Source organism: Pseudomonas syringae pv. cilantro (genome assembly GCF_001293775.1).
Classification (GTDB): Bacteria; Pseudomonadota; Gammaproteobacteria; order Pseudomonadales; family Pseudomonadaceae; genus Aquipseudomonas; species Aquipseudomonas syringae_P.
In genome coordinates this window covers 1-25,648 of sequence record NZ_LGLN01000081.1, presented here as the reverse complement: position 1 = coordinate 25,648, position 25,648 = coordinate 1, and the positions used below count along the sequence as shown (strand labels likewise).

Genomic DNA, 25,648 nt, shown 5'->3' with positions numbered 1-25,648 from the left:
AGCCAGCAAGAACACACGTCAGTGCGCATTGCACTGTCGGATCAGGGCATATTCAGGCAGGCACGCAGATGCACACAACACGTGGGGATGTCGTCGAACACACACTTCTGGCCCAATCCATCGATCAGGCTCATGCGGCGCGGTGGCGTCGTTATGGCTGGCTGTTGATGGGGCTGACGGCCTTGCCGTGGGTGCCGGCCATGGCGGATACCGATGCAGCGCAGAATACGGAAATCGTCGCGCTGGAAGCGGTCACCGTGACCGCCACACGCCGTGAAGAGTCGCTGCAAAAAGTGCCGGTCGCGGTCTCGGTGATTCAGGGCGAACAGCTGGAGCGGGACAACCGCAATGGCGTGGCCAGCATCGTGCAACAAGTGCCGTCGCTGAACTTCCGTACTGGCGCTTCCAACAAGGACACCTCGCTGTTCATTCGCGGTGTTGGCACCATTTCCACTTCGCCGGGCGTCGAGCCGACGGTGGCGACGGTGATCGATGGTGTGGTGTATGCGCGTCCGGGTCAGGCCACGCTAGACCTGCTCGATCTTGAGCGCATCGAAGTGCTGCGCGGCCCGCAAGGCACGCTGTTCGGCAAGAATGCGTCGGCCGGTGTGCTCAACGTTACCACCAAGGCGCCGACCGAAGAGACCCACGGTTATATCGATCAGTCGTATTACAGCGGCAACGAAAGCCGCACCCGTTTCGGCATTGGCGGCAGTCTGATTCCGCAGACCCTCAAGGGCTCGATCACCACGCTGTTCGGCAGCTACGACGGCAACGTCGACAACGAGCGCAATGGTCAGGAAGTCAACGGTTACAACCGCAAGGGCGCGCGCGGCAAGCTGGAATTCACGCCCAACGATGACATCACCTTTACCCTCGCTGCGGACTACATGCAATCCCACGATGACGCGCCCAATGGCGTGGTGACCAAGGCGCTGACCCCGGCGTTTGCCAGTGCGCTGGCACCGGCACGTGCTGACAGCGACAACCGTAACGTGCTCAGCGATTACCGCAGCCACGTCGAGGACGTCAACAAAGGTTTGTCCGGCCAGCTCGACTGGCAACTGGGCGATTACACGCTGACGTCCATCACCGCCTGGCGTGGTTGGGACAACACCCAGTATCAGGACGGCGACCGTCTTGGCACCATCACCGCCGCCTTTCCTGGCACAGAAGACAAAGGTGATCTTGAGTTCAACCAGTATTCCCAGGAGCTGCGTCTGGCGTCGCCGAAAGGCCGGTTTGTCGAGTACGTCGGCGGGCTGTTCTACATGCACGGCAAGAGTGACGAAACCTATCAGCGCACGCTCATTACGCCGACCACGCAAAACCGTGGCATCGCCGATTACAGCACCACCACCGACAGCTACTCGGTGTTTGGCGAAACCACCTTCAACTTCACGCCGGACTTCCGCGCTATTGCCGGTGCGCGCTGGACCCACGACGACCTGGAATACGATCACCGTCGCGTTTCGACATCAGCCACCACGGTCAGCGGCATTCAGCCTGCGACCCGCAGTTCCGGGTCGGTGGACGAGGACGGCAAGTCCGGGCGTCTCGGCTTGCAATACGACCTGAGCGACAGCGTGATGACCTACATCACCTACTCGCGTGGCTACAAAGGCCCGGCCTATAACGTGTTCTTCAACATGCAGCCGCGTGACACCGAAGCCCTCAAGCCGGAAACCTCCAACACTTGGGAAGTCGGCCTCAAGGCCACCACGTGGGACAATCGTTTGACCACCAACCTGGCGGTGTTCCACAGCGATTACGACAACTACCAGGCGAACTTCTTCGACAGCGTGGCCGGGCAGGTCGTAACACGGTTGATCAACGCAGGCAGCGTCAGCACCGAAGGCGTCGAGCTGGATTATGCCTTGCAGGCCACCCATAACCTTAAGCTTTCCGGCGCGCTGTCCTACACCCGTGCGCGCATCGACACGTTTGCCTGTCCGGCCGGTGCGGCGGCGTCGTGCAATGTCGATGGTAAAACCTTGCCCTACAGTCCGGACTGGAAAAGCTACGTTCGCGCCGATTACACCATCCCGCTGGACAACGGTCTGGATATCGAACTGGGCACCGATTACAGCTGGCAGAGCGAAGTGCAGTACGACATCAGCCAGAACCCGGACACCAAACAGGGTGCATACGGCATCTTGAACGCCAGCGTAGCACTGGCCGACTACAACAGCGGCTGGCGCGTGGCATTGCTCGGCAAGAATCTGGCGGACAAGTCTTATTCACCGATGCTGGCGACTGGCGGCAACTACGTTTACCGATCCGTGCCGCGTGATGACGAACGTTATTTCGGCGTGCAGCTGCGCAAGGATTTTTGAGTCGCTGCCCGCAGTAACACAGTAAGGAGTGAAGCATGAGCACGACTGCTCGACAGATGAAACTGGGCGCTTTCCTGATGGCCACCGGGCACCATGTTGCGGCCTGGCGTCACCCGGATGTGCCTGCGGATGCGGGGCTGAATTTCAAGCACTACCGGCATTTGGCCAAGGTCGCCGAGGCAGCGAAATTCGATACGTTGTTTGTGGCCGACAGTGTGGCTGCGGCGACCGGTGATATCGCCAGTCGCATGGCGCGCTCGGATCATTTCGAGCCGTTGACGTTGCTGTCAGCGCTGAGCGCGGTGACCGATCACATCGGCCTGATTGCAACGGCGACGACCACCTACAACGAGCCCTATCACGTCGCCCGCAAGTTCGCCTCGCTGGATCATCTGTCGGGCGGCAGGGCGGGCTGGAATCTGGTGACGTCGGATGCCGCCGCCGAAGCGCAGAATTTCGGTCGCGCCGAACATGTCGCCCATGCCGAGCGTTACAGCCGAGCGCGGGAGTTTCACCAGGTGGTGACCGGCCTGTGGGACAGCTGGACAGACGACGCTTTCACCCGCGACAAGGCCAGCGGCGAGTATTACGACCCGGCCAACGTGCATGTGCTGAATCATGTGGGCGAGCATTTCAGCGTCAAAGGCCCGCTGAACGTGGCGCGCTCGCCGCAGGGTCAGCCGGTGGTGGTGCAGGCCGGTTCCTCGGAAGTCGGACGTGATCTGGCGGCGCAGACGGCGGAAGTGGTGTTCACCGCGCAGACCTCGCTGGCCAGTGCCCAGGCGTTTTATGCCGACATCAAGGGGCGTTTGAGCGCTTACGGGCGTGACGCGGATTCACTGAAAGTCATGCCCGGCGTGTTCATCGTCGTGGCGGAGACCGAAGTGCTGGCGAAAGAGAAGTTCGAGTCGTTTCAGGCGCTGGTCGAGCCGCAGGTGGGCGTCGCTTTGTTGGGGCGCATGCTGGGCAATTTCGACCTTTCCGGCTATCCGCTGGATGGGCCATTGCCGGAACTGCCGTTGACCGACAGCGGCCAGCGCAGTCGGCAAAAGCTGCTCACCGAACTGGCCGATCAGGAAAACCTGACCCTTGCGCAACTGGGGCGGCGGATTGCCGGTGGGCGGGGGCACTACAGTCTGATCGGCACGCCTGCGCAGATCGCCGATGAGCTGCAAATCTGGTTCGAACACGGCGCGGCGGACGGCTTCAACGTGCTCGTGCCGCATCTGCCGGGCGGTCTGGAAGACGTCGCGCAATTGCTGGTGCCGGAGTTGCAGCGGCGGGGGCTGTTTCGTACTGAGTACGAAGGCACAACGTTGCGCGAGAACCTGGGGCTGCAGCGGCCTGCTTACAGGTTTTGATATTCCCCGCATGCAAGCCCTGGAGGACTCAGAAAACGGCGCGCTCAGGCTTCTGCCCGCAGGGCNCCGGCCCCTTCGCGAACAATGCGGATCGCCGCCCCGGTCGCTCCCACGGCCTTCGGCCAGAATCAAAAGCGGATTTTTTACAGCACAGAGATTGGGCATAGACCACTCAATTAAAGGATCACCCATGAAACCATTCACCTTCATCGCCGCCATTCTGGCTTTCAGCGGCTTGCTCAATACAGCCTCTGCCAACGATCCCGACACGCTGCGCATCGGCTATCAGAAAGGCTCGATAAACCTGGTGCTGGCCAAGGAGCACGCGCTGCTGGAGACGCGTTTTCCTGATACAAAAATCAAATGGATCGAGTTTCCGGCCGGGCCGCAGATGCTTGAGGCGTTGAACATCGGCAGCCTGGACATCGCTTCGACCGGCGACATTCCGCCGATCTTTGCTCAGGTCGCAGGTGCAGACCTGGTCTACATCGGTGCGGAGCCCGCCAAGCCGCAGGCGGAAACCCTGCTGGTGCGCAACGAAAGTCCGCTGCACAGTGTTGCTGACCTGAAAGGCCGCAAGGTCGCGCTGCAGAAGGGCTCAAGCTCCCATAACGTGGTGCTGCGTGCGCTTGACAAGGCCGGTTTGACGTTCAAGGATATCCAGCCGATCTACCTGACCCCGGCGGATGCCCGCGCCGCGTTTGAAAACGGCAGCGTCGACGCCTGGGCAATCTGGGACCCGTATTATTCAATCGCCATGACTGAAGGCCATAGCCGCCTGCTGGCCAATGGCGAAGGTCTTGGGCTGTCGGGGCCTTTCTATACCGCACGCCGGGCGTTTGCCGAGAAAAACGGGCAGTTCGTGCAGCAGATCCTCGACGAACTGACTGTGGCTGATGGCCTGTCCCGCAACCAGCGCGTCGAGAGTATTCAGATTCTGGCGCGCAGCATGGGGTTGTCCGAAGCGGTCATCACTCAGTATCTTGACCACCGGCCCGCATCGCCGAGCCTGCCGATCACCCCTGAGATCGTGCGTGCGCAGCAGGCGACCGCTGATCTGTTTTACGACAACCACTTGATACCCAAGCGGGTCGACATTCAGCAGGTCGTCTGGCAAAAGCCATGATTCCCGCGCGGCGAGCAGATGGTTCAAGTTCGCAAGCGCAGTCAAGATGACTCGAATATCCCCAGACAAGAGAGGATTCAATGACCTACATCGCTGCCGAAAATCGTTACAACGACATGCCTTATCGCCGCACCGGCCGCAGCGGGCTGGTGCTTCCGGCGCTGTCTTTGGGGCTGTGGCACAATTTCGGTGACAGCACGCCGATCGACACCCAGCGCGCCATGCTGCGCACTGCATTCGATCTGGGCATCAACCATTTCGACCTGGCCAACAACTATGGCCCGCCCTACGGCAGCGCCGAGATCAACTTCGGCCGTTTGTTGCGCGAAGACTTCAAGCATTACCGTGATGAACTGATCATCTCCAGCAAGGCAGGCTGGGACATGTGGCCGGGGCCTTACGGGCAAGGCGGTGGCTCGCGTAAATACGTGCTGGCCAGCCTGGATCAAAGCCTGCAACGCATGGGTCTGGATTACGTCGATATTTTCTACTCGCACCGCTTCGACCCGGACACCCCGCTGGAAGAAACCGCCAGCGCGCTGGCTACTGCCGTGCAGCAGGGCAAGGCGCTGTACATCGGCATTTCGTCGTATTCCGGGGCCAAGACCCGCGAAATCGCTGCGCTGTTGAAAGAGTGGAAAGTGCCGTTGCTGATTCATCAGCCGGCCTACAACCTGCTCAACCGCTGGGTCGAGAAAGACCTGCTCGATGCGACCGAGGAGCTGGGTGCGGGGGTGATCGCCTTCACTGCGCTGGCGCAGGGGTTGCTGTCGGACAAATACCTGAACGGCGTGCCCAAGGATGCGCGGGTCAATCGTCCGGGCGGCGGTTCGCTGCAGGCTTCGCACTTGTCCGAGCAGAACATCGCGCACGTACGCGCCCTCAACGAAATCGCCCAGCGTCGTGGCCAGAGTCTGGCGCAAATGGCCTTGGCCTGGACCCTGCGCGATCCGCGTGTGACTTCAGCGCTGATTGGCGCCAGCCGTCCGGAGCAGATCATCGAAAACGTTGGCGCGCTGCAAAACCTGGCGTTCAGCCCCGAAGAGCTGGCCGAAATCGACAGCTTTGCGGTGGAAGGCGGGATCAACCTGTGGGAAAAGCCATCGCTGGCTGAGTGACTGAAACAGGTCGCCCCGGTTGTGTCTGATACACCGAGGCGGTTGGTTTTGCTGCCGGTCCCCGGCAGTTCGCGGACAAGCGAAGCGTCGTCCGGTCAGCTCCCACAAAACCGGTATGTTGCAGACAACACACAACGAGCTTCTGCCCGGAGGGCGTGGGAGCTTCCGGAGGTTACGACGGCTGCGATGGGCTGCGAAGCGGCCCTGAAACAGGTCGCCCCGGTTGTGTCTGATACACCGAGGCGGCTGGTTTTGCTGCCGGTCCCCGGCAGTTCGCGGACAAGCGAAGCGTCGCCCGGTTCGCTCCTGTATCCACGCTCCGTGGGGTGCTTTTCAGCCCTCATCAGCCTCGTCGTCATCCCCGCCATCGACCTTCATGCCCAGTTCCTTGATCTTGCGGGTCAAGGTGTTGCGGCCCCAGCCCAGAAGCACAGCAGCGTCGCGGCGGCGGCCAGCGGTATGCTTGAGGGCGGTTTCGATCATGATTCGCTCGAAGGTCGGCACCGCGCTGTCCAGCAGGCTGGACTGACCACGCGACAACGCCTGATCGGCCCATTGACGCAGTGCCTGTTCCCAGTTGGTCACCGGGGCGGCGTCTTGCGGCAGGCTGAGCAATTCCGGCGGCAGATCGCTGATGTGCACCTCACGACCCGACGCCATGACGGTGATCCAGCGGCAGGTGTTTTCCAGCTGACGAACATTGCCCGGCCACGGCAGATGCTTGAGGTATTCCTCGGTCTCGGCCTTGAGCAGTTTGGGCTCGACGGACAGCTCCTGCGCCGCGCGGCTCAGGAAGTGCTTGGCCAGTGTTGGAATGTCTTCACGACGGTCCGACATGCGCGGGATGTGAATACGGATAACGTTCAGGCGGTGAAACAAGTCCTCACGGAACTTGCCGGCCTGCACCAGGGTTTCGAGGTTCTGGTGAGTCGCGGCGATGATCCGCACATCGACCTTGACCGGCGTGTGCCCGCCAACCCGATAGAACTCGCCATCCGCCAGTACCCGCAACAGACGGGTCTGTGTGTCAGCCGGCATGTCGCCGATTTCATCGAGGAACAGCGTGCCGCCGTCAGCCTGTTCAAAGCGACCGCGACGCAAATTGGCCGCGCCGGTAAACGCGCCTTTCTCGTGACCGAACAGTTCTGATTCCATCAAATCCTTGGGAATCGCCGCCATGTTCAGCGCAATGAACGGCGACGCCGAGCGCGGGCTGTGGCGGTGCAATGCGTGGGCGACCAGTTCTTTACCGGTCCCCGATTCACCGTTGATCAGCACGGTGATGTTGGAATGACTCAGACGTCCGATGGCACGAAACACTTCCTGCATCGCCGGCGCTTCGCCGATGATTTCAGGGGTACGGGTCAGCGTCGGCGCAACGTCCAGGCCTTGTTGTTCCTGAGCATGCTGATTGGCGCGTTTGACCAGCGAGACCGCTTCGTCGACGTCGAACGGCTTGGGCAAGTACTCGAAAGCGCCGCCCTGATACGAGGCCACGGCGCTGTCCAGGTCCGAATGGGCGGTCATGATGATCACCGGCAATCGCGGATGCTGCTCGCGAATCCGCGCCAGCAGGTCCAGACCACTGGCGCCGGGCATGCGAATGTCGGAAATGATTACGTCCGGTTGCTGACGGGCCAGACGGCTCATCACCCCGTCGGCGCTGTCGAAGCTTTGCGTGGTCATGCCTTCCTGTTGCAAGGCTTTTTCCAATACCCAGCGGATAGAACGATCGTCGTCTACGATCCAGACAGTTTCACTACGGCTCATGTCGAAGCTGCTCCTTGTTCCAGCGGCAGGAAGATCGAGAACGTGGTGTGGCCGGGATGGCTGTCACACTCGATCAGGCCCTGGTGCTGGCTGATGATGTTCTGGGTAATGGCAAGACCGAGCCCCGTACCATCCGGGCGGCCACTGACCATCGGGTAGAAAATGGTTTCCTGAAGCTCGGTCGGGATGCCCGGTCCGTTGTCGATGATTTCGATCTTGCTCACCAGTCGGTGCCGAACGTGGCCGATGGTGAACTGGCGCATGGCGCGGGTTCTCATGGTGATCCGGCCCAGGCGCAGTTCGTTCTGGCCGCTGATGGCCTGCATCGCGTTGCGCACGATATTGAGCACGGCCTGAATCATCTGCTCGCGGTCGATCAGTACATCGGGAATGCTCGGGTCATAGTCGCGCACCAGCGTGATGCAGCCCTGGCTTTCGGCCTCGACCAGGCTGCACACCCGTTCGAGCACTTCATGCACGTTGGTCATCGCCAGCGATGGCAACTTGTTGGAGCCCAGCATGCGGTCAACCAGATTGCGCAGGCGGTCGGCCTCTTCGATGATGACGTTGGTGTAATCCTTGAGGCTTTCTTCGGGCAGTTCGCGGGCCAGCAGTTGTGCGGCGCCACGAATCCCGCCCAATGGATTCTTTATTTCGTGGGCCAGGCCGCGCACCAGCATTTTGGTGGTTTCCTGCTTGGACAACTGCGCCTCTTCCTTGGTGATGCGCAACAGGCGGTCACGCGGGTGCACTTCGAGCAGCAGCAGGGTTTCGCCTTTGCTGAGGATTGGCGTCACAGCGTAGTCGACGGTCAGGGTCTGGCCGGCGAGGGCGGTGAGCATCGCTTCGCGTTTGGTAAACGGGTGGGCCTGTTCCACTGCTTGGCGCAGTGAACTCAGTGCTTCAGCCGACTCGGTGAACAGCTCGCTGATGAATTGCCCATGGCTGCGCTGCCCGCTAATCGCCAGCAGCATTTCCGCCGCCGGGTTCATGTACTCAAGCCGCAGGTCGGAATTGAGCAGAATGGTGGCAGTGGTCAGGTTATCCAGTAACAGTCTGTGCAGCGCGTCGCTGATAGTCATGAATCGTGTTGACCTCTTTTGGCACATTGCAGTCGCGCAATGCGGGTGCTGGGTGGTCTTCGCCAGCATGAGCAAAATCACCGGTCAGGTGCTTGATAGGTGCTGTATCGGTGAAGTTGCAAAAACCAAACCAAGGCTCCGAAAAGAAGCGTTTTATCTGCAAAATCTGGGCGTTTTTTGAAAGTGTGCCCGCATACGGCGCTATCCGGTGAGCATTTCTGAACCAGTTTGGGCTGTATTGTTGCGCAGGTAGCGTAAGTGCGCACCAAAAAGGTGCTTGCGAAGGCCGGTCATCAGAAGAACGGCAGAATGCTGCTTTTCGGCTCTGGCTTGTCCTTGAGCGGGCATTCCGGGCGGACACCGTATTGATCGTCCGTGCAGGGACGGGTCATGCGCTTTTGCGCGAGGGAAACACGCTGCACATGCAGCGGCTGATTCGGGGTCTTTTCCAGAACCCGCCCGAGCTCATCGAAAACCTCCACCGACAGTTGATGGGTGCCGCGATCGATATTGCTGACCGGAAATACCGGGCTGCGTCCGGGCTGGCCGACGGCGACACCATCCAGCAGCAGTCGATAGCTGTGCCCTGGCTGTAATGCCGGCTCGCTGGTCACCGTGACGATGAAATCACCGCTCGGGTTGTTCAGCGTCGCATCCGGCTCCGGGACCAGAATTCTCAGCAACTGATAGTGAAACATCGGTGTCGGCGGCGCTGGTCTGGCAGGACCGGCTTTCAAGGTTCTGGTGGGCGGCGTGCCGGTCATGTTGTTGCTGGGCGGGATGTCGACGCGTTTGGCGTTCTTGCGCGGTTGATCGGTAAAAACCCGATTACCCTGCGCATCGATGTAGGTGTAGACGTCGGCCACGGCAGGCAGCGTCGCCAGTAACAGCAGACAGATCAGCAGGCCGCGCATGTTCATGGTTTGCCGAGATGGACGCGTTGTACGGTTAGCGTGATCGTTTCGCTCTGCTGAATGATCCGTTCTCCATCCTTCACCACCACAGCGAAGCTGTGTTCGCCACGGTCGACATTGACCACCTGAAAACGTGGCAGGTTGGACGGCTGTCCGTAAAGATTACCGTCCAGCAGCAGTTGCAGGCGATGATTTTGCTGCAGGCGCGGCTGAACCTTCACGCCAATGATGAACGTGCCATTGTTGGCGCGTAAGGCCTCATCGGTTGGCAGGTCTGTGAGCTCCAGTACGTCGTAGGCCGTTTGTGGCTGAGATTGCGCTGGCGCTGGCGCTTGGGCCGGGGCCGATGGCGGAGCGCTGTTTACCGCCGGTCCCGATGGCGTCTGGGTTTCGATGCTGTTCAGCGGTGGCAACTCGACCACTTCGGTTTTGGTGCCATTGGGTGGCTGATTGCTGAACGCGGTGTTGCCGTTCGCATCGGTGTACTTATAGATCTGCGCCATGGCAGGCAGGCTGATCAACAGCAACAGGCAAATCAGGCTTTGACGCATGAGGCTCTCGACAGCAAGGGGCATGGGTGGCCGTCAGCATAGAACACATCGCCCTATGCTGCGCTACCTGCCTGCCATGTCAGCGTTTTGCAGCGCACAGGTCAGCGGTGGCCAGCACCAGCGCCTGATCATGAATCGGATCGCTTTGATAACGCTTCAGCGCGGTGTCGAGCTGAATCTTGCAGTCTTCGCTCGCACGCAGCGGCTGGAAGTCAGCGTAGGCCTGCAACAGTTGGGTCTGCAGACGGTCGAGTTTCGGGCGGATATCGTCCGTCAGGCTCAGCCTGACCGTATCAGGTGCCTTGCCCGCCGCGTGCCACTGGGCGAGCAGGGCATTCTGCACTTGCTTGTTGGCTTCGATCTGCGCACGGAACAGCCGTTGAACATCGTCGGGGTTCAGCTTGAACTCGGCCGCACGGGCCTGCGCGGCACTGATGACCTGCTGTTCGCGCGGCGGGTCCTCGACAGCCTTGCCGCTGTCCCATTTGCTCAGGGCGACTTGATCGGCAATGCTCAGACGCTCGCTGATCGCTTGCAGCAGCGGATCGATAACGGACGTTTTTTGCCCGGCGGCGAACGCAAAACCGGTGGACATGAATGTCAGAGTCAGCAGGGAAGTGGCCAGAAGCAGGCGCATATTCAACTCCATCTTGATCGGGGCGGGTGCAAAGTTAAGCCCAGTTCATGGGTATGCAGCCAGTGCCCGGTGGTGAAAAGAATTTCACGTTGCAAAGGCTGCATCCCGCGTGCGTGCTGCCACGAACTTATTGCGACAACGGCGTTGCCTCTGTCGCGGCGTAGAAGACGATCAGTTCGACTGGCATGTCACCCGTCTTGCCACGGTGCACGATATCAACCATCTCTGCGAGTGCGTCGCCTTGTTTCAGGCGGATTTCCTTGTTGCTGTCCCGTTTCTCGACGGTGATTTCGCCGGACGCTACGTAGGCGGCGTTGGGGATCGGGTGGCTATGCCATTTCAGCGCGGTATTTGCAGGAATGTTGATCTTCAGAACGGTCAGCTCGGGCTGGCCTTTGGGGTAGGCCATGTAAGGCGTACCGTCCCAGGATGTTTTGCTTTTCAGCAGAACGCGGGATTCGACGGTGGGGGCAGACTGTTGGGCGACGGCGCTGCCTGTCAGGGCGATCAGGGCGGCGGTGATCAGAAGTTTGTAGGGCATGTCGGGATGGCCTTGCTGGCTGAGATTCAAGCCAGAATTTTGCCCGGTATTTTTTTTCTGATGCGGTATCCCGTTATCGCACAAAAATAAAAAATCTGTTTTCAGAAACGAAGAGACCTCCCGAAGGAGGTCTCTTGTGACGCCGTCAACGCTGGCGCGACTGGATCAGCAGCTGTAGTACAGCTCGTATTCCAATGGGTGTACGAAGGTGCGAACCTTGATTTCTTCTTCGCTTTTCAACTCGATGTAGGCATCGATGAAGTCGTCGCTGAACACGCCGCCTTTGGTCAGGAACGCACGGCCCTTGTCCAGTTCTTCCAGGGCTTCTTTCAGGCTGCCGCAAACTTGTGGGATCTCTTTGGCCTCTTCAGGCGGTAGGTCATACAGGTTTTTGTCAGCTGCGTCGCCAGGGTGGATCTTGTTCTGGATGCCGTCCAGGCCAGCCATCAACAGAGCAGCGAATGCCAGGTACGGGTTGGCTGCCGGATCCGGGAAGCGTGCTTCGATACGACGGCCGCGCGGGCTGTTGACGTAAGGAATACGGATCGATGCGGAGCGGTTACGCGCCGAGTAGGCCAGCATGACAGGTGCTTCGAAGCCCGGCACCAGACGCTTGTAGGAGTTGGTCGACGGGTTGGTGAAGCCGTTCAGCGCCTTGCCGTGCTTGATGATGCCGCCGATGAAGAACAGGGCAGTATCGGACAGACCGGCATAGCCTTCACCGGCGAAAGTGTTCTTGCCATCTTTGGAGATGGACATGTGCACGTGCATGCCCGAACCGTTGTCACCGTACAGAGGCTTCGGCATGAAGGTCGCGGTACGGCCGTAGGCGTCGGCAACGTTGTGTACGCAGTACTTCAGGGTCTGAACTTCGTCAGCCTTTTTAACCAGCGTGTTGAATTTCACGCCGATTTCGTTCTGGCCGGCAGTGGCAACTTCGTGGTGGTGAACTTCCACGATCTGGCCCATTTCTTCCAGGGCGTTGCACATTGCGGTACGGATTTCGTGGTCGTGGTCGACCGGTGGCAGCGGGAAGTAGCCACCTTTGACGCCCGGACGGTGGCCCTTGTTGCCGCCATCGACGTCGCCGTCGGTCATCCACGAAGCCTGTTCGGAGAAGATCTTGAACATCGAGCCGGAGATGTCGGACTTGAACTTCACTTCGTCGAAGATGAAGAATTCTGGCTCAGGGCCAACGAATACGGTGTCGCCGATACCGGTCGACTTCAGGTATTCCTCGGCACGGTGGGCAATGGCGCGCGGGTCGCGGTCGTAGCCTTGCATGGTCGAAGGTTCGATGACGTCGCACACCAGAACCAGAGTCGGCTCTTCGGTGAACGGGTCGAGCAGGGCGGTTTCGTCATCCGGCAGGAGAATCATGTCGGACGCTTCGATGCCTTTCCAGCCAGCAATGGAGGAGCCGTCGAACATTTTGCCGACTTCGAAGAAGTCATCTTCAAGTGCATCACGCGCTGGCATGGTGACATGCTGCTGCTTGCCCTTGGTGTCCGTGAAGCGCAGATCAATCCATTTAACGTCATGATCTTTGATGAGTTGAACCGACTTCGACATGGTGTCCTCCGGGTGGCTAGAGACCGCCTTAATATAGGTGTGGTCCCTTGAATTTGGGTGATGCCGGCGCGAATATTCTGCCAAGGCAACCTGCCTCACAAGGGAGCAATTTGCATGCCAGTGCCCCGTGTTGGGTTTTTTGCTTCAAATGCAGGCTTTCACGGAGCGAAAACGCGTTAGTCGGGAAAAACACGCACCGTTATGGCGCTGCATTTTGGTGCGATGACTCTTTTTGGTGCTCGACTTAACGCGCGTACGATAACTGGTTAAACCTTGAGCAATTTCCGCTATAATCCGCGCCCCCCTTTTTTGGTCGGCACCTCACGCTCTGTTTCCATGAAACTAATCGTTAAAGTTTTCCCAGAAATCACCATCAAGAGCCCGCCGGTTCGCAAGAAGTTCATCCGGCAGCTGGGCAAGAACATTCGTACCGTGCTCCGGGAACTGGACGCGGACATTGTCGTGGGTGGTGTATGGGACAATCTTGAGGTCGAGACCCGCCAGACCGACCCCAAAGTGCTGCAGGGCATCAGGGATCGGCTGAGCTGCATGCCGGGCATTGCCAATTTTCTGCAGGTCGCCGAGTACCCGCTGGGTGACCTGGATGACGTCGTTGCCAAGTGCAAACTGCACTACGCCGACCTGTTGCCTGGCAAGATGTTTTCGGTGCGTTGCAAGCGTGCCGGGCGACACGATTTCAGTTCGATGGACGTCGAGAAGTACGTCGGCAGCAAGCTGCGCATGCAATGCGGCGCGGCCGGAATCGAGCTGAAAAAGCCCGATCTGGTGGTCCGGATGGAAATTCGCGACCAACGGTTGTTTGTCGTTCACGACCAGCACAAAGGCATGGGCGGCTACCCGCTCGGCGCGCTGGAGCAGACTCTGGTATTGATGTCCGGCGGTTTCGATTCGACCGTTGCGGCCTACCAGATCATGCGCCGCGGCCTGATGGCGCACTTCTGCTTCTTCAACCTGGGCGGACGCGCCCATGAGCTGGGCGTAATGGAAGTCGCGCATTTCATCTGGAAGAAGTACGGCAGTTCGCAGCGGGTGCTGTTCGTCAGCGTACCGTTCGAGGAAGTTCTCGGAGAAATTCTGCAGAAAGTCGATAACAGTCATATGGGTGTAGTTTTGAAGCGTATGATGTTACGCGCTGCATCTGCGGTGGCTGATCGTCTCGAAATCGACGTGCTGGTCACTGGCGAAGCGATTTCACAGGTTGCCAGCCAGACGCTGCCGAACCTGTCGCTGATCGACGCGGCGACTGACAAGCTGGTGTTGCGACCGCTGGTTGCAACCCACAAGCAGGACATCGTGGACCTGGCGACTGAAATCGGCACCGCCGATTTTGCCCGGCACATGCCTGAGTATTGCGGGGTGATTTCGGTCAACCCCAAGACCAACGCCAAGCGTAATCGCGTTGAGTACGAAGAAAAGCAGTTCGACATGGCGATTCTCGAGCAAGCGCTCGAACGCGCCAGGCTGGTTTCGATCGATCGGGTGATCGACGATCTGAGCCGCAATGTCGACATTGAAGAAGTGAGCCAGGCGCTGGCCGGCCAGGTCATCATCGACATCCGTCACCCGGATGCCCAGGAAGACCAGCCGTTGCAAGTGCCCGGCGTGGAGATACAGACGTTGCCGTTCTACGCATTGAATAGCCGCTTCAAGGCACTGGATGACACGCGCCAGTACCTGCTGTATTGCGACAAAGGCGTCATGAGTCGCCTGCATGCTCACCATTTGCTCAGTGAGGGGCATGCCAATGTGCGCGTTTATCGACCGAGCTAAGTGCCCGGGGCTGTTTGCCTGTGGCTTGCGTCACCGGCCCCCCGACACCAGTCGTCATGCCGTAACGGCTTTTGCCGACTCGAAATAGTAATCGCTGTCCTTAAACAGTCAGCAGACCGAATCCTCTGATCGAGATACACAAGTGATCGAAAATCTACGTAACATCGCCATCATTGCTCACGTTGACCATGGTAAGACCACTCTGGTAGACAAACTCCTGCGTCAATCCGGCACTCTGGAGCGCGGCGAGCTCAACGACGAGCGCGTGATGGACTCCAACGACCAGGAGAAAGAGCGCGGTATTACCATTCTCGCGAAGAACACCGCGATCAACTGGAATGGCTACCACATCAACATCGTGGACACCCCGGGCCACGCCGACTTCGGTGGTGAAGTAGAGCGCGTGATGTCGATGGTCGACTCCGTGCTGCTGCTGGTCGATGCCCAGGACGGCCCTATGCCGCAAACCCGTTTCGTGACCAAGAAGGCGTTCGAAGCCGGCCTGCGTCCGATCGTGGTCATCAACAAGGTTGACCGTCCAGGCGCGCGTCCTGACTGGGTTCTGGACCAGATCTTCGACTTGTTCGACAACCTGGGCGCTACCGAAGAACAGCTCGACTTCCAGGTCGTTTACGCTTCTGCGCTGAACGGTATTGCCGGTCTGGCTCATACCGACATGGCTGAAGACATGACCCCGCTGTACCAGGCGATTGTCGATCACGTCCCTGCTCCGCAGGTTGACCGTGACGGTCCGTTCCAGATGCAGATCTCGGCACTGGACTACAACAGCTTCCTGGGCGTCATCGGTGTTGGCCGTATCGCGCGTGGTCGCGTCAAGCCGAACACGCCGGTGGTTGCCATCGACGTCAACGGCAAGAAGCGTAACGGCCGTATCCTGAAACTGATGGGTCACCACGGTCTGCACCGCATCGACGTTGAAGAAGCAGCTGCCGGCGACATCGTCTGCATCAGCGGCTTCGACCAGCTGTTCATCTCCGACACCCTGTGCGACCCGCTGAACGTTGAAGCGATGAAGCCCCTGACCGTCGACGAGCCGACCGTTTCGATGACCTTCCAGGTTAACGATTCGCCGTTCTGCGGCAAGGAAGGCAAGTTCGTTACCAGCCGTAACATCAAGGAACGTCTGGACAAGGAACTGCTGTACAACGTTGCACTGCGCGTTGAAGAAGGCGACACCGCCGACAAGTTCAAAGTCTCCGGCCGTGGTGAGCTGCACCTCTCGGTACTGATCGAAACCATGCGTCGCGAAGGCTTCGAAATGGGTGTCGGTCGTCCTGAAGTGATCATCCGCATGGTTGATGGCGTCAAGCACGAACCGTACGAAAACGTCACCATCGACCTGCCTGAAGAAGCGCAGGGCGCGATCATGGAGCAAATGGGTAACCGTAAAGGCGACCTGACCAACATGGTTCCGGATGGCAAGGGCCGTGTGCGCCTTGAGTACAACATCCCGGCACGTGGCCTGATCGGTTTCCGTAACGAGTTCCTGACCCTGACTTCCGGCGCAGGCATTCTGACCAGCATCTTCGACCGTTACGACGTGATGAAGTCTGGCGATATGTCCGGCCGTCAGAACGGCGTTCTGGTTTCGGTTGCTACCGGCAAGGCGCTGACCTACTCCCTGGAAACACTGCAAGCCCGTGGCAAGCTGTTCCTGGGTCATGGCGAAGACGTGTACGAAGGTCAGATCGTCGGCATCAACAGCCGCGACAACGACCTGGGTGTAAACCCAACCAAAGGCAAGAAGCTCGACAACATGCGTGCTTCCGGTAAAGACGAAACCATCGCTCTGGTTCCGCCTATCCGTTTCACTCTGGAGCAAGCGCTGGAATTCGTACAAGAAGACGAACTCTGCGAAGTGACGCCAAAGTCGATCCGCCTGCGTAAGAAAATCCTTGGCGAAAGCGAGCGTACTCGTGCTGCCAAGAAGTCGGGCAACTGAGTCATCAGTTAATCGGCTAGACACAAAAAACCCGGTCGCGAGACCGGGTTTTTTTACGCGTGCGTTTTGTGGCCGCTGGCACTGGCCAGCTGGGTGGCAAGCTACTTCGAACGGCCGCCCACAGGCGCCAGCAGCAACTCGATGCGCTGCTTGCGAATCCCGTCGGCAGCCGCTTCGGCCAGCGCTGCGTCGGTGATGATGGTGTCGAATTGATCCAGCCCGGCCACCTTGTACATGCCGAAGGTGCCGTATTTGGAGCTGGTAGCGATCAATACGGTTTGTGAAGCGGACTGCATGGCGGCCTGCTTGACCTCGACCTTCAGTGCCGACGGTGTGGTGGTGCCGCGTTGCAGGTCCCACGAGCTGGTCGACATGAACGCCACGTCGGTTGCCAGTTGGCGCAGGGTGGCCGCAGCCAGGCCGCCTACGCTGGAGCGGTTAGGGTGATCGAGCAGCCCACCGGTGTGAATCACATCCACATGCGCAGCATCGGCCAGCGCGTTGACCACGCCGAAATCATTGGTCACCACGGTCATGCCTGACAACGCGACGATGTGCGGCACGATCTCCAGCGTGCTGGTGCCTGCGTCCAGATAAATCGTCATGTCCGGGTGCAGTAAACCGGCTGCCAGACGCGCCATGCCTTGCTTGTGCGGCAGCTCGACCACCGCTTTCGATTGATGGCTGGGTTCGCTGTGCACCTGGCTGGCGATGCGCACACCACCGGTCACCGAGTAGGCCCGGCCTTCCTGCTCCAGTACGGCGATGTCGCGGCGGATGGTCATGTGCGAGCAGTCGAACATCTCCATCAACTGATGAACGCTGAGCACTTGATGCTTGCGTAACTGACGCAGCATCAGCTCCCGGCGCTGATCGGGAATCATAGGTGTACCGCCGGAAATGGCGATCTCCTCTTCAGTGGACATTCGTGCTCCTTGATGAGCCGCCAAGACAACAAGCGGTTCGCGCATCTTAGCCAATCGCCTCGGCAATGTAAGCGACGACGGGTGTTTTTTGCGTGGTGCGGCTCATCTTGCAGCAGTCAGTGTTCAGCTCATCCAGTTGCCACCATCGACGTTATAGGTCTGCGCCACCACGTATTCGCTGTCGCTGGAGGCCAGGAAAATCGCCATGCCGGTCAGGTCATCCGCCGTGCCCATGCGCCCGTATGGCACCTGCTCGCCCACCAGCTTTTTCTTCTCGCCCAGCGGCCGGTTTTCATAGCGGGCGAACATCGCGTCGACCCCATCCCAATGCTCGCCATCGACCACGCCAGGGGCGATGGCATTCACATGGATGCCGTGCCGGATGAGGTCCAGGCCGGCCGATTGCGTCAGGCTGATCACCGCAGCCTTGGTCGCGCAATACACCGCCACCAGCGCTTCGCCCCGGCGCCCCGCCTGGCTGGCCATGTTGATGATCTTGCCGCCGTGGCCTTGGGCAATCATCTGCTTGGCCGCCGCCTGCAACGTAAACAGCGTGCCCGCGACATTGATCGAAAACAGCCGCTCGTAGCTGTCGCGGGTGATATCGGCAATCGGTGCCAGGTCGAACAACGCGGCGTTGTTGATCAGGATATCCAGCTTGCCGGTCTGCGCGACCACTGCGGCGACGGCCTGATCGATGGACGCTTGATCCGTGACGTCCATTTTTACGGCATAGGCGTTCGGGCCCAGTTCAGTGGCCGTGGCCTGCGCGCGCTGCAGATTGATGTCGGCAATCGCCACGCGGGCCCCTTCGCGAATATAGGCCTTGGCGAAAGACCGCCCGATGCCCCGCGCCGATCCGGTGATCAGCGCACTTTTACCTTCAAGTCGTTTCATAGGATTGTCGTCCGTTCAATACAGTTGAGGGCTGCCGGGTTCACTTCGGATAACCGGCACGTTTCATCTCGCGTTCGGTGACGGCCTGTGCGGCGATGAGCGCCTGTTCAGTGCTGGTCTGCCCGGTCACGGCGGCGGAGAACAGCTTGCCGACCGAGGTGCCGATGGCCTGAAACTCGGGAATGGTCACGTACTGGATGCCGACGTAAGGCACCGGTTTGGCCGAAGGCTGCGCGGGGTCGGCGTGTTGCATCATCTGCAAGGTGACTTTGGCGAACGGCGCGGCCTTGAGGTAAGCCTCGCTGTAGGTAGACGTGCGAGTGCCGGGCGGTACGTGAGTGGTGCCATCAGTCTTGGCGACCAGATCGATATAGTCCTTGGACGTTGCCCAAGTGATGAATGCTTTGGCGGCGTCCTTGTGCTTCGAGGTGGTCGGTATCGCCAGCGACCAGGCATAGAGCCATGACGAGCCCTTGTCGGTCACTTCAACCGGCGCAGGCGCGAAGCCGACGCTGTCGACGACCTTGCTTTGTTCCTTGTCGGTGGTGAAAGAACCGGCCACGCTGGCGTCCACCCACAACGCGCATTTGCCGCTGTTGAACAGCGCGAGGGTTTCGTTGAAACCGTTGCTCGACACACCCGGCGGGCCGTAGTTTTTGAGCGTATTGACGTAGAAATTCGCGGCGTTGGTCCATTCCGGGCTGGTCAGCTCGGGTTTCCACTGCTCATCGAACCAGCGCGCGCCGAACGCGTTGGCCATGGTGCTGAGCAGGGCGATGTTCTCGCCCCAACCGGCCTTGCCGCGCAGGCACATGCCGTAAATGCCTTTGTCGGGCTGATGCAGCTTTGCCGCGAACTGGCCCAATTGTGTCCAGGTCGGGCGCTCCGGCATGCTCAAGCCGGCCTGCTTGAACAGATCGGTGCGGTAGTAAGTGATCGTGCTTTCGCCGTAAAAGGGCAGGGCGTAGAGGGTGTCTTTAACCGACAGGCCCTGACGCACGGAGGGAAAGATGTCTTCCAGGTCGTATTCAGGTGCAAGTCCGGTGATCGGCTCCAGCCATTTTTTCGCGCCCCACAATGGCGTTTCATACGTGCCGATGGTCAACACGTCGAACTGGCCGCCTTGGGTGGCAATGTCGGTGGTCAGGCGCTGGCGCAAAACGTTTTCTTCCAGTACCACCCAGTTGAGCTTGATGTCGGGGTATTGCTGTTCAAAGATTTTCGACAGGCGCTGCATGCGGATCATGTCGCCGTTATTCACCGTGGCGATGGTCACGGTTTCGACGGCCTGAGCGGTCAGGTTGAAAAGGGCGGCGGACACGCCTGCGGACAGGAAAAGCGTTTTCCGAATGTTCATCGTAGTGCTCTCCACTCCGCGCCATGCTGGCGGGAGCTATTGTTTTTGTTGTTGACCATGGCTGAGCGGCCTTGGTGGACGTCCCGATTACAGCAGCCTGTGCAGCGCCGAACAAACGCAGCAGAAACACTGCGCTGATACTTTTTTAACCACGCAGCACCCGGTGGTCTGAAAGCAAAAAAGTATCAGTGTCGATTTGCGCCCGAGCTAGCCCTGGCCGAGCGCAAGGGCGTATGTTGAAGCGTCCATAGCGCATTCATAACGATAAAAGGGGCATCCAGTGCCTGACAGCCGAGCGGCCTTGTTCGAGCAGCGTCCCGCCGAGCTCGAGGTCATCCTCCCACAGCCCGACCACTGCTTTCGCTGGTATGAGCACGACTATCCCTACGCATTGGCGCGCTGGAACCATCATCCGGAATTCGAAATTCATCTGATTCGCCAGGGCAGTGGCAAGCTGGTGGCTGGCGATTACATCGGTGAATTCGCGGCCGGTCATGTGGCGTTGATCGGTCCGGATCTGCCACATGACTGGATCGGCGATCTGGCCCCTGGCGAGCACTTGGCCGGGCGGGATGTGGTGTTGCAGTTCGATGGTGCAGCGCTGCTGGCGTTACGCAATACATTGCCGGAAATGGGCGACTTGCAGCGGCTGTTCGAGCAGGCACGTCGCGGGCTGGAGTTCACGGGCGAGACAGCGGTGCAGGCCGCGCGCCTGCTGGAAGCAATCGGCCCGGCGCAAGGGCTGGAGCGGCTGATTCTGTTCCTGCAACTGGTCAATACGCTGACGAAAGCGCCTGCGCAGGAAGCTCGGCTGCTGGCCAGCGCCTGGTATGCACCGACCCTCGATGCACGCAGCGCTGAGCGGATCAACAAGGCGTTCGATTATCTGCTCACGGAATTGACCAGCGATATTCGCCTGTCGGTGATTGCCCGGCAGCTGGACATGAGCGATCCGGGGTTTTCACGCTTCTTCAAACGCACCACCGGTCATTGCTTTATCGACCTGATGCGCAAGCTGCGGATTCAGCGCGCGTGCCGGTTGCTGCTGCACAGTGAGATGTCAGTGTCGGACATCTGCTTTGAAGTCGGTTACGCCAACCTGTCCAACTTCAATCGGCACTTTCGTGTGGAAATGCAGCAGACGCCCAGTGAGTACCGGCGCGCTGCTGCAACCATCTGAATCAGTGCGGATCGTCCTTGGCCTGTGGCGCACGGGTGACGGCATTCACCAGCTTGCCAATGGTCAGGCCCTGCAAGAGGATCGACAGCAACACCACGATGTAGGTGATGCTCAGCAGCAGATCGCGTTCCGGGCCGGTGGGCAGTGCAAGCGCCAGTGCCACCGAGACGCCGCCGCGCAAGCCGCCCCAGGTCAAAATGCGGATCGTGCCGTGCGGCACCTTGCGCCAGCGACGCAGCAGCAGGATGGCCGGGGCTACGGTGACGAAGCGCGACAGCAGGATCGCCATGGCCAGCAGACTGGCGGCAATCAAGTGCTGCCACGAGAACGGCAGCAGCAATAGCTCCATGCCGATCAGCGCGAACAGCAACGCATTGAGCATGTCATCCAGCAACTCCCAGAAGCCGTCCATGTAGCGACGGGTCATGTCGTTCATGGCCAGATTACGCCCCAGGTTACCGATGATCAGCCCGGCCACGACCATCGCGATAGGGCCGGAAACGTGCAGTTCAGAAGCCATCGCCGAACCGCCGATCACCAGTGCCAGAGTCAGCATGACTTCGATCTGATACTGCTCGATGCTCTTGATCATCAAGTACACGGCGTAGCCGATCAGGCCGCCGAACAGCACGCCGCCGACCGCTTCATGGACAAACAGCAGCGCGGTTTCGCCGACCGTGGGCGTCTCGCCCAGTTGCGCAATGCCCAGCAAAACGGTGAACACCACGACAGCCGTGCCGTCGTTGAACAGCGACTCACCGACGATGGTGGTCTTCAGCGGCTTGGACGCATTGGCGGTCCGCAGCACGCCGAGCACCGCAATCGGGTCGGTGGGCGAGATCAGTGCGCCGAACAGCAGGCAGTAGAGCGGGCTGACGTGCCAGCCGAACAAGGCAAAAATCCAGTAGGCCAGCGCGCCAATGACGGTGGTTGCAATCAGCACACCAAACGTTGCCAGCAGGCCGATGGGCCAGCGGTAGTTCCTCAGGTCGCCAAGGTTGACATGCAACGCGCCTGCGAACAGCAGGAAGGACAGCATCCAGTTCATCAGCAGGTCGCCGAAATCGATCTGGCCGATCAGTTGCTGGACGCGATCTTCCAGGCCGGGATAGCCCAGGAAGCTCAGGCCTTGCAGCAGCAACGAGAACATCAGCGCGGTCACCATCACACCGATGGTGGGAGGCAGACCGATAAAACGATAATTCACGTAGGTCAGCAGTGCAGTGAGGCAGATAAAACCAGCAGCGAGTTCAAGCATCGGTCATTCCAAATCCGTAATTGCAGTTTCTCGATCACCGTAACCGAGCCTGTGTTTGATGGACCGCAGGGGCATGCAGACACATGGCGATACGACACAGCAGGGTCTGCGTTGACCACGCAGAGCCGGTGATGTTGCAAATAAGGCGGGAATAAGCCGTGAGGCGGGTTTCAGAGGGTGTTTTCAGCGGGCGAGAACGCAAAAAATCAGCCCGGAGGATGGTCCGGGCTGATGGGGGATTTAACACTGGGTGGCCTCCCTGGCAGGTTCAGAATCATTGGCTGTTTCTGCACCCGCCGAGGACCTGATACTGCACGGTGTTCAGCTTGCCTTTAGAGTCCTCGTAGGTCATCAGCTTGGGCATCACCGCACACGACTGCAGGTCCGGGGACTTGCGAATGACTTTGGCGACGTCGAGCTTCATTCCGTATTTGTACTCCTTGATCTCAGGCATCGGCTTGTTATGGATGGCGGCGTATTTCTGCACGCTTGCCTGGTGATCCTTGATGACCGTTGTCGCCTTGACTTCATCAGTCGTGTAAGCGAAAGCACTCAAGGGCGAAAGGATAACCAGGGCAAGCAACATCGATTTGGCAGTGCGCATTTCTTTTGTCTCCGTTTGAAGGTGACTTGAATCTACCAAGTGCGCGCTAACCAGAAAGTGACTGAAACATTACAAATCAGCAATCTTCAAGATGTCAGCTTTCTAACAGTATTGTCATTGTCTGCTCACCTTCCTGTTAGTTGCCCGGGCGTAAGCTTGTTTCATCCCTGACGAGCAACGAGCTTTTCAGGCACTCCTTTTCAACCAAGAGGTAATGATGATGAAACTGATCAAGTCGATGGTCTTCGCCGTAGCTGCCTTGTCCGCCACTGCAGCCTTCGCCGACGACGGTAACGAGTACGCAAGCACCGCCGCTGACAAGATGCGCCTGGCACAAGAGCTGCGCTTCAAGGAGCAGAACAGCCAGACGGCCGAGCGGTACGTCAACTCAGCCGACAAGAAGGCCGAGCAGACAACCAAGTCTGAAGGCTGATGCCTTTGATGCGCCACTCGCGGCACCCCATTCGCCCTTTGGCAGCTCCCAGCTCCTTTGGTCGGGGCGAATCTTTAAGCGTCCTTCGGGACGCTTTTTTTATTCCCTGAAAAAAGTCATTGTGGATGCTTTGCGTGCAATCTTGAAGGTCGGGTTGCGTCAGTCAATGCTTGTTTCTTTTTATTTGGGCCGTTGCCCCTCAAGCTCCCTGGAACTGCAACGTCGTTTTGGTCACTCAGTGAGCGCCCAAGAGTGGCGTTGATGCGCTGTCGATGCTCATTTGAAAATCAGTAACGGCGCTCAGTTGGAAGAGAAGGCTTAATGACGGTTACCAGAGCGGTCTTCACCGAAGGCTCGATGTTGCGGCACGTTATGTTTATGACGAGCACCAGTGCGACCAGCCTGTTGTCGATCTTTCTGATCGAAGTGCTGACGGTGGTCTACATCGCGATGCTGCGTGACGACAGTTTGCTGGCTGCCTTCGCGGTGGCCAAAACCCTGATGTTTTTCCTCATCGCGATGATCCTTGGTATCGCTGTGGCTGTCTCGACGGCCGTGTCGAGAGGCCTGGGCAGCGGCATGCCGGACAAGGCCAGACGCCTCGCCAGCAGTGGTTTGCTGCTTGGCGTCATGGCCACACTGGGCGCTGCTGCGCTTGAGCTGATAGTGCTCGAACCAGCCGTTCGAATGCTGGGCGGCGAGGGCAGCATTTTTGCGACGGCACGTGACTATCTGTGGATAAGCCTGCCTGCCTCGGTACTGGTAGCTGTAGAACAACTGTGTGTGCAGATTCTGCGCAGCGCAGGCTTCGGCAAACAGGCGATGTGGACCCTGCTGATTGCGACTGCCGCTGTAGCCATCGCTGATCCATTACTTATTATTGTGTTTGATCTGGGCCTGACTGGCGCCGGGATTGCCTATCTGATGTCGAGTATCGTATCGGCATTTCTGGGGTTTTATTACGTCCATCGAGTGGCCCGTCTGACCTGTCGAGTCAGCCTGACGTACCTGTCAGGGGACATCATTGACATCGGCCGAACAGCCATACCTGCGGTCGTCGGAAATTTGGCGACGCCAGTGGGCATGGCCTATGTAATGGCCGCAATGGCGCCGTTCGGGTCCCAGGCGCTGGCGGCTATCGGAGTGATCGATCGGGTCATTCAAGTCGCGTTTTGCGTGGTGTTCGCCCTGCCTGGTGCGCTGATCCCGATACTGGGGCAAAACCTCGGCGCCATGAATACCGCCCGTGTTTCGCAAGCCGTAAAAACGACCTACGTGCTGTTGATCTGCTACGGAGCAGCCACGTCGCTGCTGCTGATTCTGTTGGCTGAGCCTTTGGCCAGACTTTTCCATGTTTCCGGCGAAGGACTTGCAGTTTTCTCCGCGTTCTGCCGGTGGGGCGGCCTTTTCTGGACCTTGATCGGGCTCCAATTCATTGCCACATCCATCTTCATCAGCGTCGGTCGACCGGTTTATGTCACGCTGTTCGGCTGGCTGCGTGCCAGCTTGGGCACGGTGCCGTTCGTGTGGTACGGCGCGCAAGCCTTCGGCAGTGTCGGGGTAATGCTCGGACAATTGTTGGGCAATACCATAGTGGCGTTTTGTGCCTGCTGGCTGGCGTATCGGGTCATGAAAAAAGTGTTGAGCAGTGAGGTTATTGGAATAAGGAACTGATCTCACCATTGGTGCAACTCATAGCCCGCGTTCCGCCCGTCAGTCACGGCTGAGGGGGGGTAATTCGTACAGATAATCAAAAAAATGGACTATAGAGGACACGCATGACTGCCTACGATGTAGAAAAAGAATGGAGCAGAATTTCCAACACAGCCGCTAAAACCCACCAGAACAACGATTTTGAAGGATTCACCTACCAGGATTTCAGAACACATGTCCCGATCATGGACAAGGAAGGCTTCGCAGCGCAGACCGAACGCTGTCTGGAGCGCAACGAGCGAAACTGCCTGATCGGTTTTACCAGTGGCACCAGCGGCAATCTCAAGCGCTGTTATTACTACTACGACTGCGAAGTCGATGAAGACAGCTCACGCTCCAACGTCTTTCGCAGCAACGGCTTCATTCAACCCGGTGATCGCTGTGCCAATCTGTTCACCATCAACCTGTTTTCTGCGCTGAATAACATAACCACCATGATGGCCGGTAATTGCGGTGCTCATGTCGTGTCGGTGGGGGACATCACACTGCTGACCAACCCCCGGTGTCAGGATAGTTGT

At 59.0% G+C, this 25,648-nt stretch carries 21 protein-coding genes and 1 pseudogene; 10 read left to right on the top strand and 12 right to left on the bottom strand.

What is annotated here, in order from left to right:
- Nucleotides 1–167: 167 nt before the first annotated feature.
- From ABJ99_RS22585 to mgrA, 4 genes are all read left to right on the top strand, one after another.
- A complete protein-coding gene (locus tag ABJ99_RS22585) occupies nucleotides 168–2,336 on the top strand; it encodes a TonB-dependent receptor (protein ID WP_375232744.1) in 2,169 nt (722 codons plus the stop codon).
- A gap of 35 nt (nucleotides 2,337–2,371) precedes the next feature.
- Entirely contained in the window at nucleotides 2,372–3,697 is a 1,326-nt protein-coding gene (locus tag ABJ99_RS22580; RefSeq protein WP_054087708.1) for an LLM class flavin-dependent oxidoreductase, read from the top strand.
- 190 nt (nucleotides 3,698–3,887) lie between these two features.
- Nucleotides 3,888–4,823, top strand: coding sequence for a sulfonate ABC transporter substrate-binding protein (locus tag ABJ99_RS22575; protein WP_080378278.1), 936 nt, complete (start codon nucleotides 3,888–3,890; stop codon nucleotides 4,821–4,823).
- A gap of 80 nt (nucleotides 4,824–4,903) precedes the next feature.
- Nucleotides 4,904–5,941: an L-glyceraldehyde 3-phosphate reductase gene (mgrA, locus tag ABJ99_RS22570; RefSeq protein WP_054087707.1), complete on the top strand. Its 1,038-nt coding sequence runs from the start codon at nucleotides 4,904–4,906 to the stop codon at nucleotides 5,939–5,941.
- A gap of 333 nt (nucleotides 5,942–6,274) precedes the next feature.
- On the opposite strand, the gene ntrC is transcribed toward mgrA, so the two are convergent.
- The 7 genes from ntrC to glnA form a co-directional block, all read right to left on the bottom strand.
- Entirely contained in the window at nucleotides 6,275–7,711 is a 1,437-nt protein-coding gene (gene ntrC / locus ABJ99_RS22565; RefSeq protein ID WP_054087706.1) for a nitrogen regulation protein NR(I), read from the bottom strand.
- Entirely contained in the window at nucleotides 7,708–8,793 is a 1,086-nt protein-coding gene (gene glnL, locus ABJ99_RS22560; RefSeq protein ID WP_054087705.1) for a nitrogen regulation protein NR(II), read from the bottom strand. The genes ntrC and glnL overlap by 4 nt, the downstream gene beginning before the upstream one ends.
- A 293-nt stretch (nucleotides 8,794–9,086) precedes the next feature.
- Nucleotides 9,087–9,707: a DUF4124 domain-containing protein gene (locus tag ABJ99_RS22555; protein ID WP_054087704.1), complete on the bottom strand. Its 621-nt coding sequence runs from the start codon at nucleotides 9,705–9,707 to the stop codon at nucleotides 9,087–9,089.
- 2 nt (nucleotides 9,708–9,709) lie between these two features.
- Nucleotides 9,710–10,258 carry a DUF4124 domain-containing protein gene (locus ABJ99_RS22550; protein WP_054087703.1) on the bottom strand — a complete coding sequence of 183 codons (549 nt, stop codon included), beginning with the start codon at nucleotides 10,256–10,258 and terminating at the stop codon, nucleotides 9,710–9,712.
- Nucleotides 10,259–10,337: 79 nt separating this feature from the next.
- Entirely contained in the window at nucleotides 10,338–10,895 is a 558-nt protein-coding gene (locus tag ABJ99_RS22545) for a chorismate mutase (RefSeq protein WP_054087702.1), read from the bottom strand.
- Between the two features lie 127 nt (nucleotides 10,896–11,022).
- Nucleotides 11,023–11,436, bottom strand: coding sequence for a cupin domain-containing protein (locus tag ABJ99_RS22540; RefSeq protein ID WP_054087701.1), 414 nt, complete (start codon nucleotides 11,434–11,436; stop codon nucleotides 11,023–11,025).
- 165 nt (nucleotides 11,437–11,601) lie between these two features.
- Nucleotides 11,602–13,008, bottom strand: coding sequence for a glutamate--ammonia ligase (gene glnA, locus ABJ99_RS22535; protein ID WP_054087700.1), 1,407 nt, complete (start codon nucleotides 13,006–13,008; stop codon nucleotides 11,602–11,604).
- Between the two features lie 336 nt (nucleotides 13,009–13,344).
- Between glnA and thiI the strand changes: the two genes are divergently transcribed.
- Both thiI and typA read left to right on the top strand, forming a co-directional pair.
- Nucleotides 13,345–14,799: a tRNA uracil 4-sulfurtransferase ThiI gene (gene thiI, locus ABJ99_RS22530; RefSeq protein ID WP_054087699.1), complete on the top strand. Its 1,455-nt coding sequence runs from the start codon at nucleotides 13,345–13,347 to the stop codon at nucleotides 14,797–14,799.
- A 142-nt stretch (nucleotides 14,800–14,941) separates the two neighbouring features.
- Nucleotides 14,942–16,762, top strand: coding sequence for a translational GTPase TypA (gene typA / locus ABJ99_RS22525; RefSeq protein WP_007252777.1), 1,821 nt, complete (start codon nucleotides 14,942–14,944; stop codon nucleotides 16,760–16,762).
- A gap of 101 nt (nucleotides 16,763–16,863) precedes the next feature.
- Here the strand turns inward: typA and ABJ99_RS22520 are convergent, their stop codons facing one another.
- The 3 genes from ABJ99_RS22520 to ABJ99_RS22510 form a co-directional block, all read right to left on the bottom strand.
- Nucleotides 16,864–17,688 carry a DeoR/GlpR family DNA-binding transcription regulator gene (locus ABJ99_RS22520; protein ID WP_054087698.1) on the bottom strand — a complete coding sequence of 275 codons (825 nt, stop codon included), beginning with the start codon at nucleotides 17,686–17,688 and terminating at the stop codon, nucleotides 16,864–16,866.
- 123 nt (nucleotides 17,689–17,811) lie between these two features.
- Nucleotides 17,812–18,585, bottom strand: a complete 774-nt coding sequence (locus ABJ99_RS22515; protein WP_054087697.1) for an L-iditol 2-dehydrogenase — start codon at nucleotides 18,583–18,585, stop codon at nucleotides 17,812–17,814.
- 40 nt (nucleotides 18,586–18,625) lie between these two features.
- Complete coding sequence (locus ABJ99_RS22510) at nucleotides 18,626–19,942, bottom strand: ABC transporter substrate-binding protein (RefSeq protein WP_054087696.1); 1,317 nt, start codon at nucleotides 19,940–19,942, stop codon at nucleotides 18,626–18,628.
- Between the two features lie 280 nt (nucleotides 19,943–20,222).
- Between ABJ99_RS22510 and ABJ99_RS22505 the strand changes: the two genes are divergently transcribed.
- Nucleotides 20,223–21,122 carry an AraC family transcriptional regulator gene (locus tag ABJ99_RS22505; RefSeq protein ID WP_054087695.1) on the top strand — a complete coding sequence of 300 codons (900 nt, stop codon included), beginning with the start codon at nucleotides 20,223–20,225 and terminating at the stop codon, nucleotides 21,120–21,122.
- 1 nt (nucleotide 21,123) lies between these two features.
- Here ABJ99_RS22505 and ABJ99_RS22500 read toward each other — a convergent pair whose 3' ends face one another.
- Both ABJ99_RS22500 and ABJ99_RS22495 read right to left on the bottom strand, forming a co-directional pair.
- Entirely contained in the window at nucleotides 21,124–22,380 is a 1,257-nt protein-coding gene (locus ABJ99_RS22500; RefSeq protein ID WP_054087694.1) for a cation:proton antiporter, read from the bottom strand.
- 274 nt (nucleotides 22,381–22,654) lie between these two features.
- Nucleotides 22,655–22,984 carry a DUF2790 domain-containing protein gene (locus tag ABJ99_RS22495; RefSeq protein WP_054087693.1) on the bottom strand — a complete coding sequence of 110 codons (330 nt, stop codon included), beginning with the start codon at nucleotides 22,982–22,984 and terminating at the stop codon, nucleotides 22,655–22,657.
- Between the two features lie 214 nt (nucleotides 22,985–23,198).
- Between ABJ99_RS22495 and ABJ99_RS28865 the strand changes: the two genes are divergently transcribed.
- The 3 genes and pseudogenes from ABJ99_RS28865 to ABJ99_RS22480 all read left to right on the top strand — a co-directional run.
- Nucleotides 23,199–23,417 carry a hypothetical protein gene (locus tag ABJ99_RS28865; RefSeq protein ID WP_054087692.1) on the top strand — a complete coding sequence of 73 codons (219 nt, stop codon included), beginning with the start codon at nucleotides 23,199–23,201 and terminating at the stop codon, nucleotides 23,415–23,417.
- A 321-nt stretch (nucleotides 23,418–23,738) separates the two neighbouring features.
- A complete protein-coding gene (locus tag ABJ99_RS22485) occupies nucleotides 23,739–25,091 on the top strand; it encodes an MATE family efflux transporter (RefSeq protein WP_054087691.1) in 1,353 nt (450 codons plus the stop codon).
- A 104-nt stretch (nucleotides 25,092–25,195) separates the two neighbouring features.
- Nucleotides 25,196–25,648 (top strand): annotated as a pseudogene (locus tag ABJ99_RS22480) (AMP-binding protein); the annotation flags it as partial.

Bases quoted from the DNA above. Each gene is read 5' to 3' on its own strand.
- ABJ99_RS22585 (WP_375232744.1), top strand. From the start codon at position 168: ATGGGGCTGACGGCCTTGCCGTGGGTGCCGGCCATGGCGGATACCGAT.
- ABJ99_RS22580 (WP_054087708.1), top strand. From the start codon at position 2,372: ATGAGCACGACTGCTCGACAGATGAAACTGGGCGCTTTCCTGATGGCC.
- ABJ99_RS22575 (WP_080378278.1), top strand. From the start codon at position 3,888: ATGAAACCATTCACCTTCATCGCCGCCATTCTGGCTTTCAGCGGCTTG.
- mgrA (WP_054087707.1), top strand. From the start codon at position 4,904: ATGACCTACATCGCTGCCGAAAATCGTTACAACGACATGCCTTATCGC.
- ntrC (WP_054087706.1), bottom strand. From the start codon at position 7,711: ATGAGCCGTAGTGAAACTGTCTGGATCGTAGACGACGATCGTTCTATC.
- glnL (WP_054087705.1), bottom strand. From the start codon at position 8,793: ATGACTATCAGCGACGCGCTGCACAGACTGTTACTGGATAACCTGACC.
- ABJ99_RS22555 (WP_054087704.1), bottom strand. From the start codon at position 9,707: ATGCGCGGCCTGCTGATCTGTCTGCTGTTACTGGCGACGCTGCCTGCC.
- ABJ99_RS22550 (WP_054087703.1), bottom strand. From the start codon at position 10,258: ATGCGTCAAAGCCTGATTTGCCTGTTGCTGTTGATCAGCCTGCCTGCC.
- ABJ99_RS22545 (WP_054087702.1), bottom strand. From the start codon at position 10,895: ATGCGCCTGCTTCTGGCCACTTCCCTGCTGACTCTGACATTCATGTCC.
- ABJ99_RS22540 (WP_054087701.1), bottom strand. From the start codon at position 11,436: ATGCCCTACAAACTTCTGATCACCGCCGCCCTGATCGCCCTGACAGGC.
- glnA (WP_054087700.1), bottom strand. From the start codon at position 13,008: ATGTCGAAGTCGGTTCAACTCATCAAAGATCATGACGTTAAATGGATT.
- thiI (WP_054087699.1), top strand. From the start codon at position 13,345: ATGAAACTAATCGTTAAAGTTTTCCCAGAAATCACCATCAAGAGCCCG.
- ABJ99_RS22520 (WP_054087698.1), bottom strand. From the start codon at position 17,688: ATGTCCACTGAAGAGGAGATCGCCATTTCCGGCGGTACACCTATGATT.
- ABJ99_RS22515 (WP_054087697.1), bottom strand. From the start codon at position 18,585: ATGAAACGACTTGAAGGTAAAAGTGCGCTGATCACCGGATCGGCGCGG.
- ABJ99_RS22510 (WP_054087696.1), bottom strand. From the start codon at position 19,942: ATGAACATTCGGAAAACGCTTTTCCTGTCCGCAGGCGTGTCCGCCGCC.
- ABJ99_RS22500 (WP_054087694.1), bottom strand. From the start codon at position 22,380: ATGCTTGAACTCGCTGCTGGTTTTATCTGCCTCACTGCACTGCTGACC.
- ABJ99_RS22495 (WP_054087693.1), bottom strand. From the start codon at position 22,984: ATGCGCACTGCCAAATCGATGTTGCTTGCCCTGGTTATCCTTTCGCCC.
- ABJ99_RS28865 (WP_054087692.1), top strand. From the start codon at position 23,199: ATGATGATGAAACTGATCAAGTCGATGGTCTTCGCCGTAGCTGCCTTG.
- ABJ99_RS22485 (WP_054087691.1), top strand. From the start codon at position 23,739: ATGACGGTTACCAGAGCGGTCTTCACCGAAGGCTCGATGTTGCGGCAC.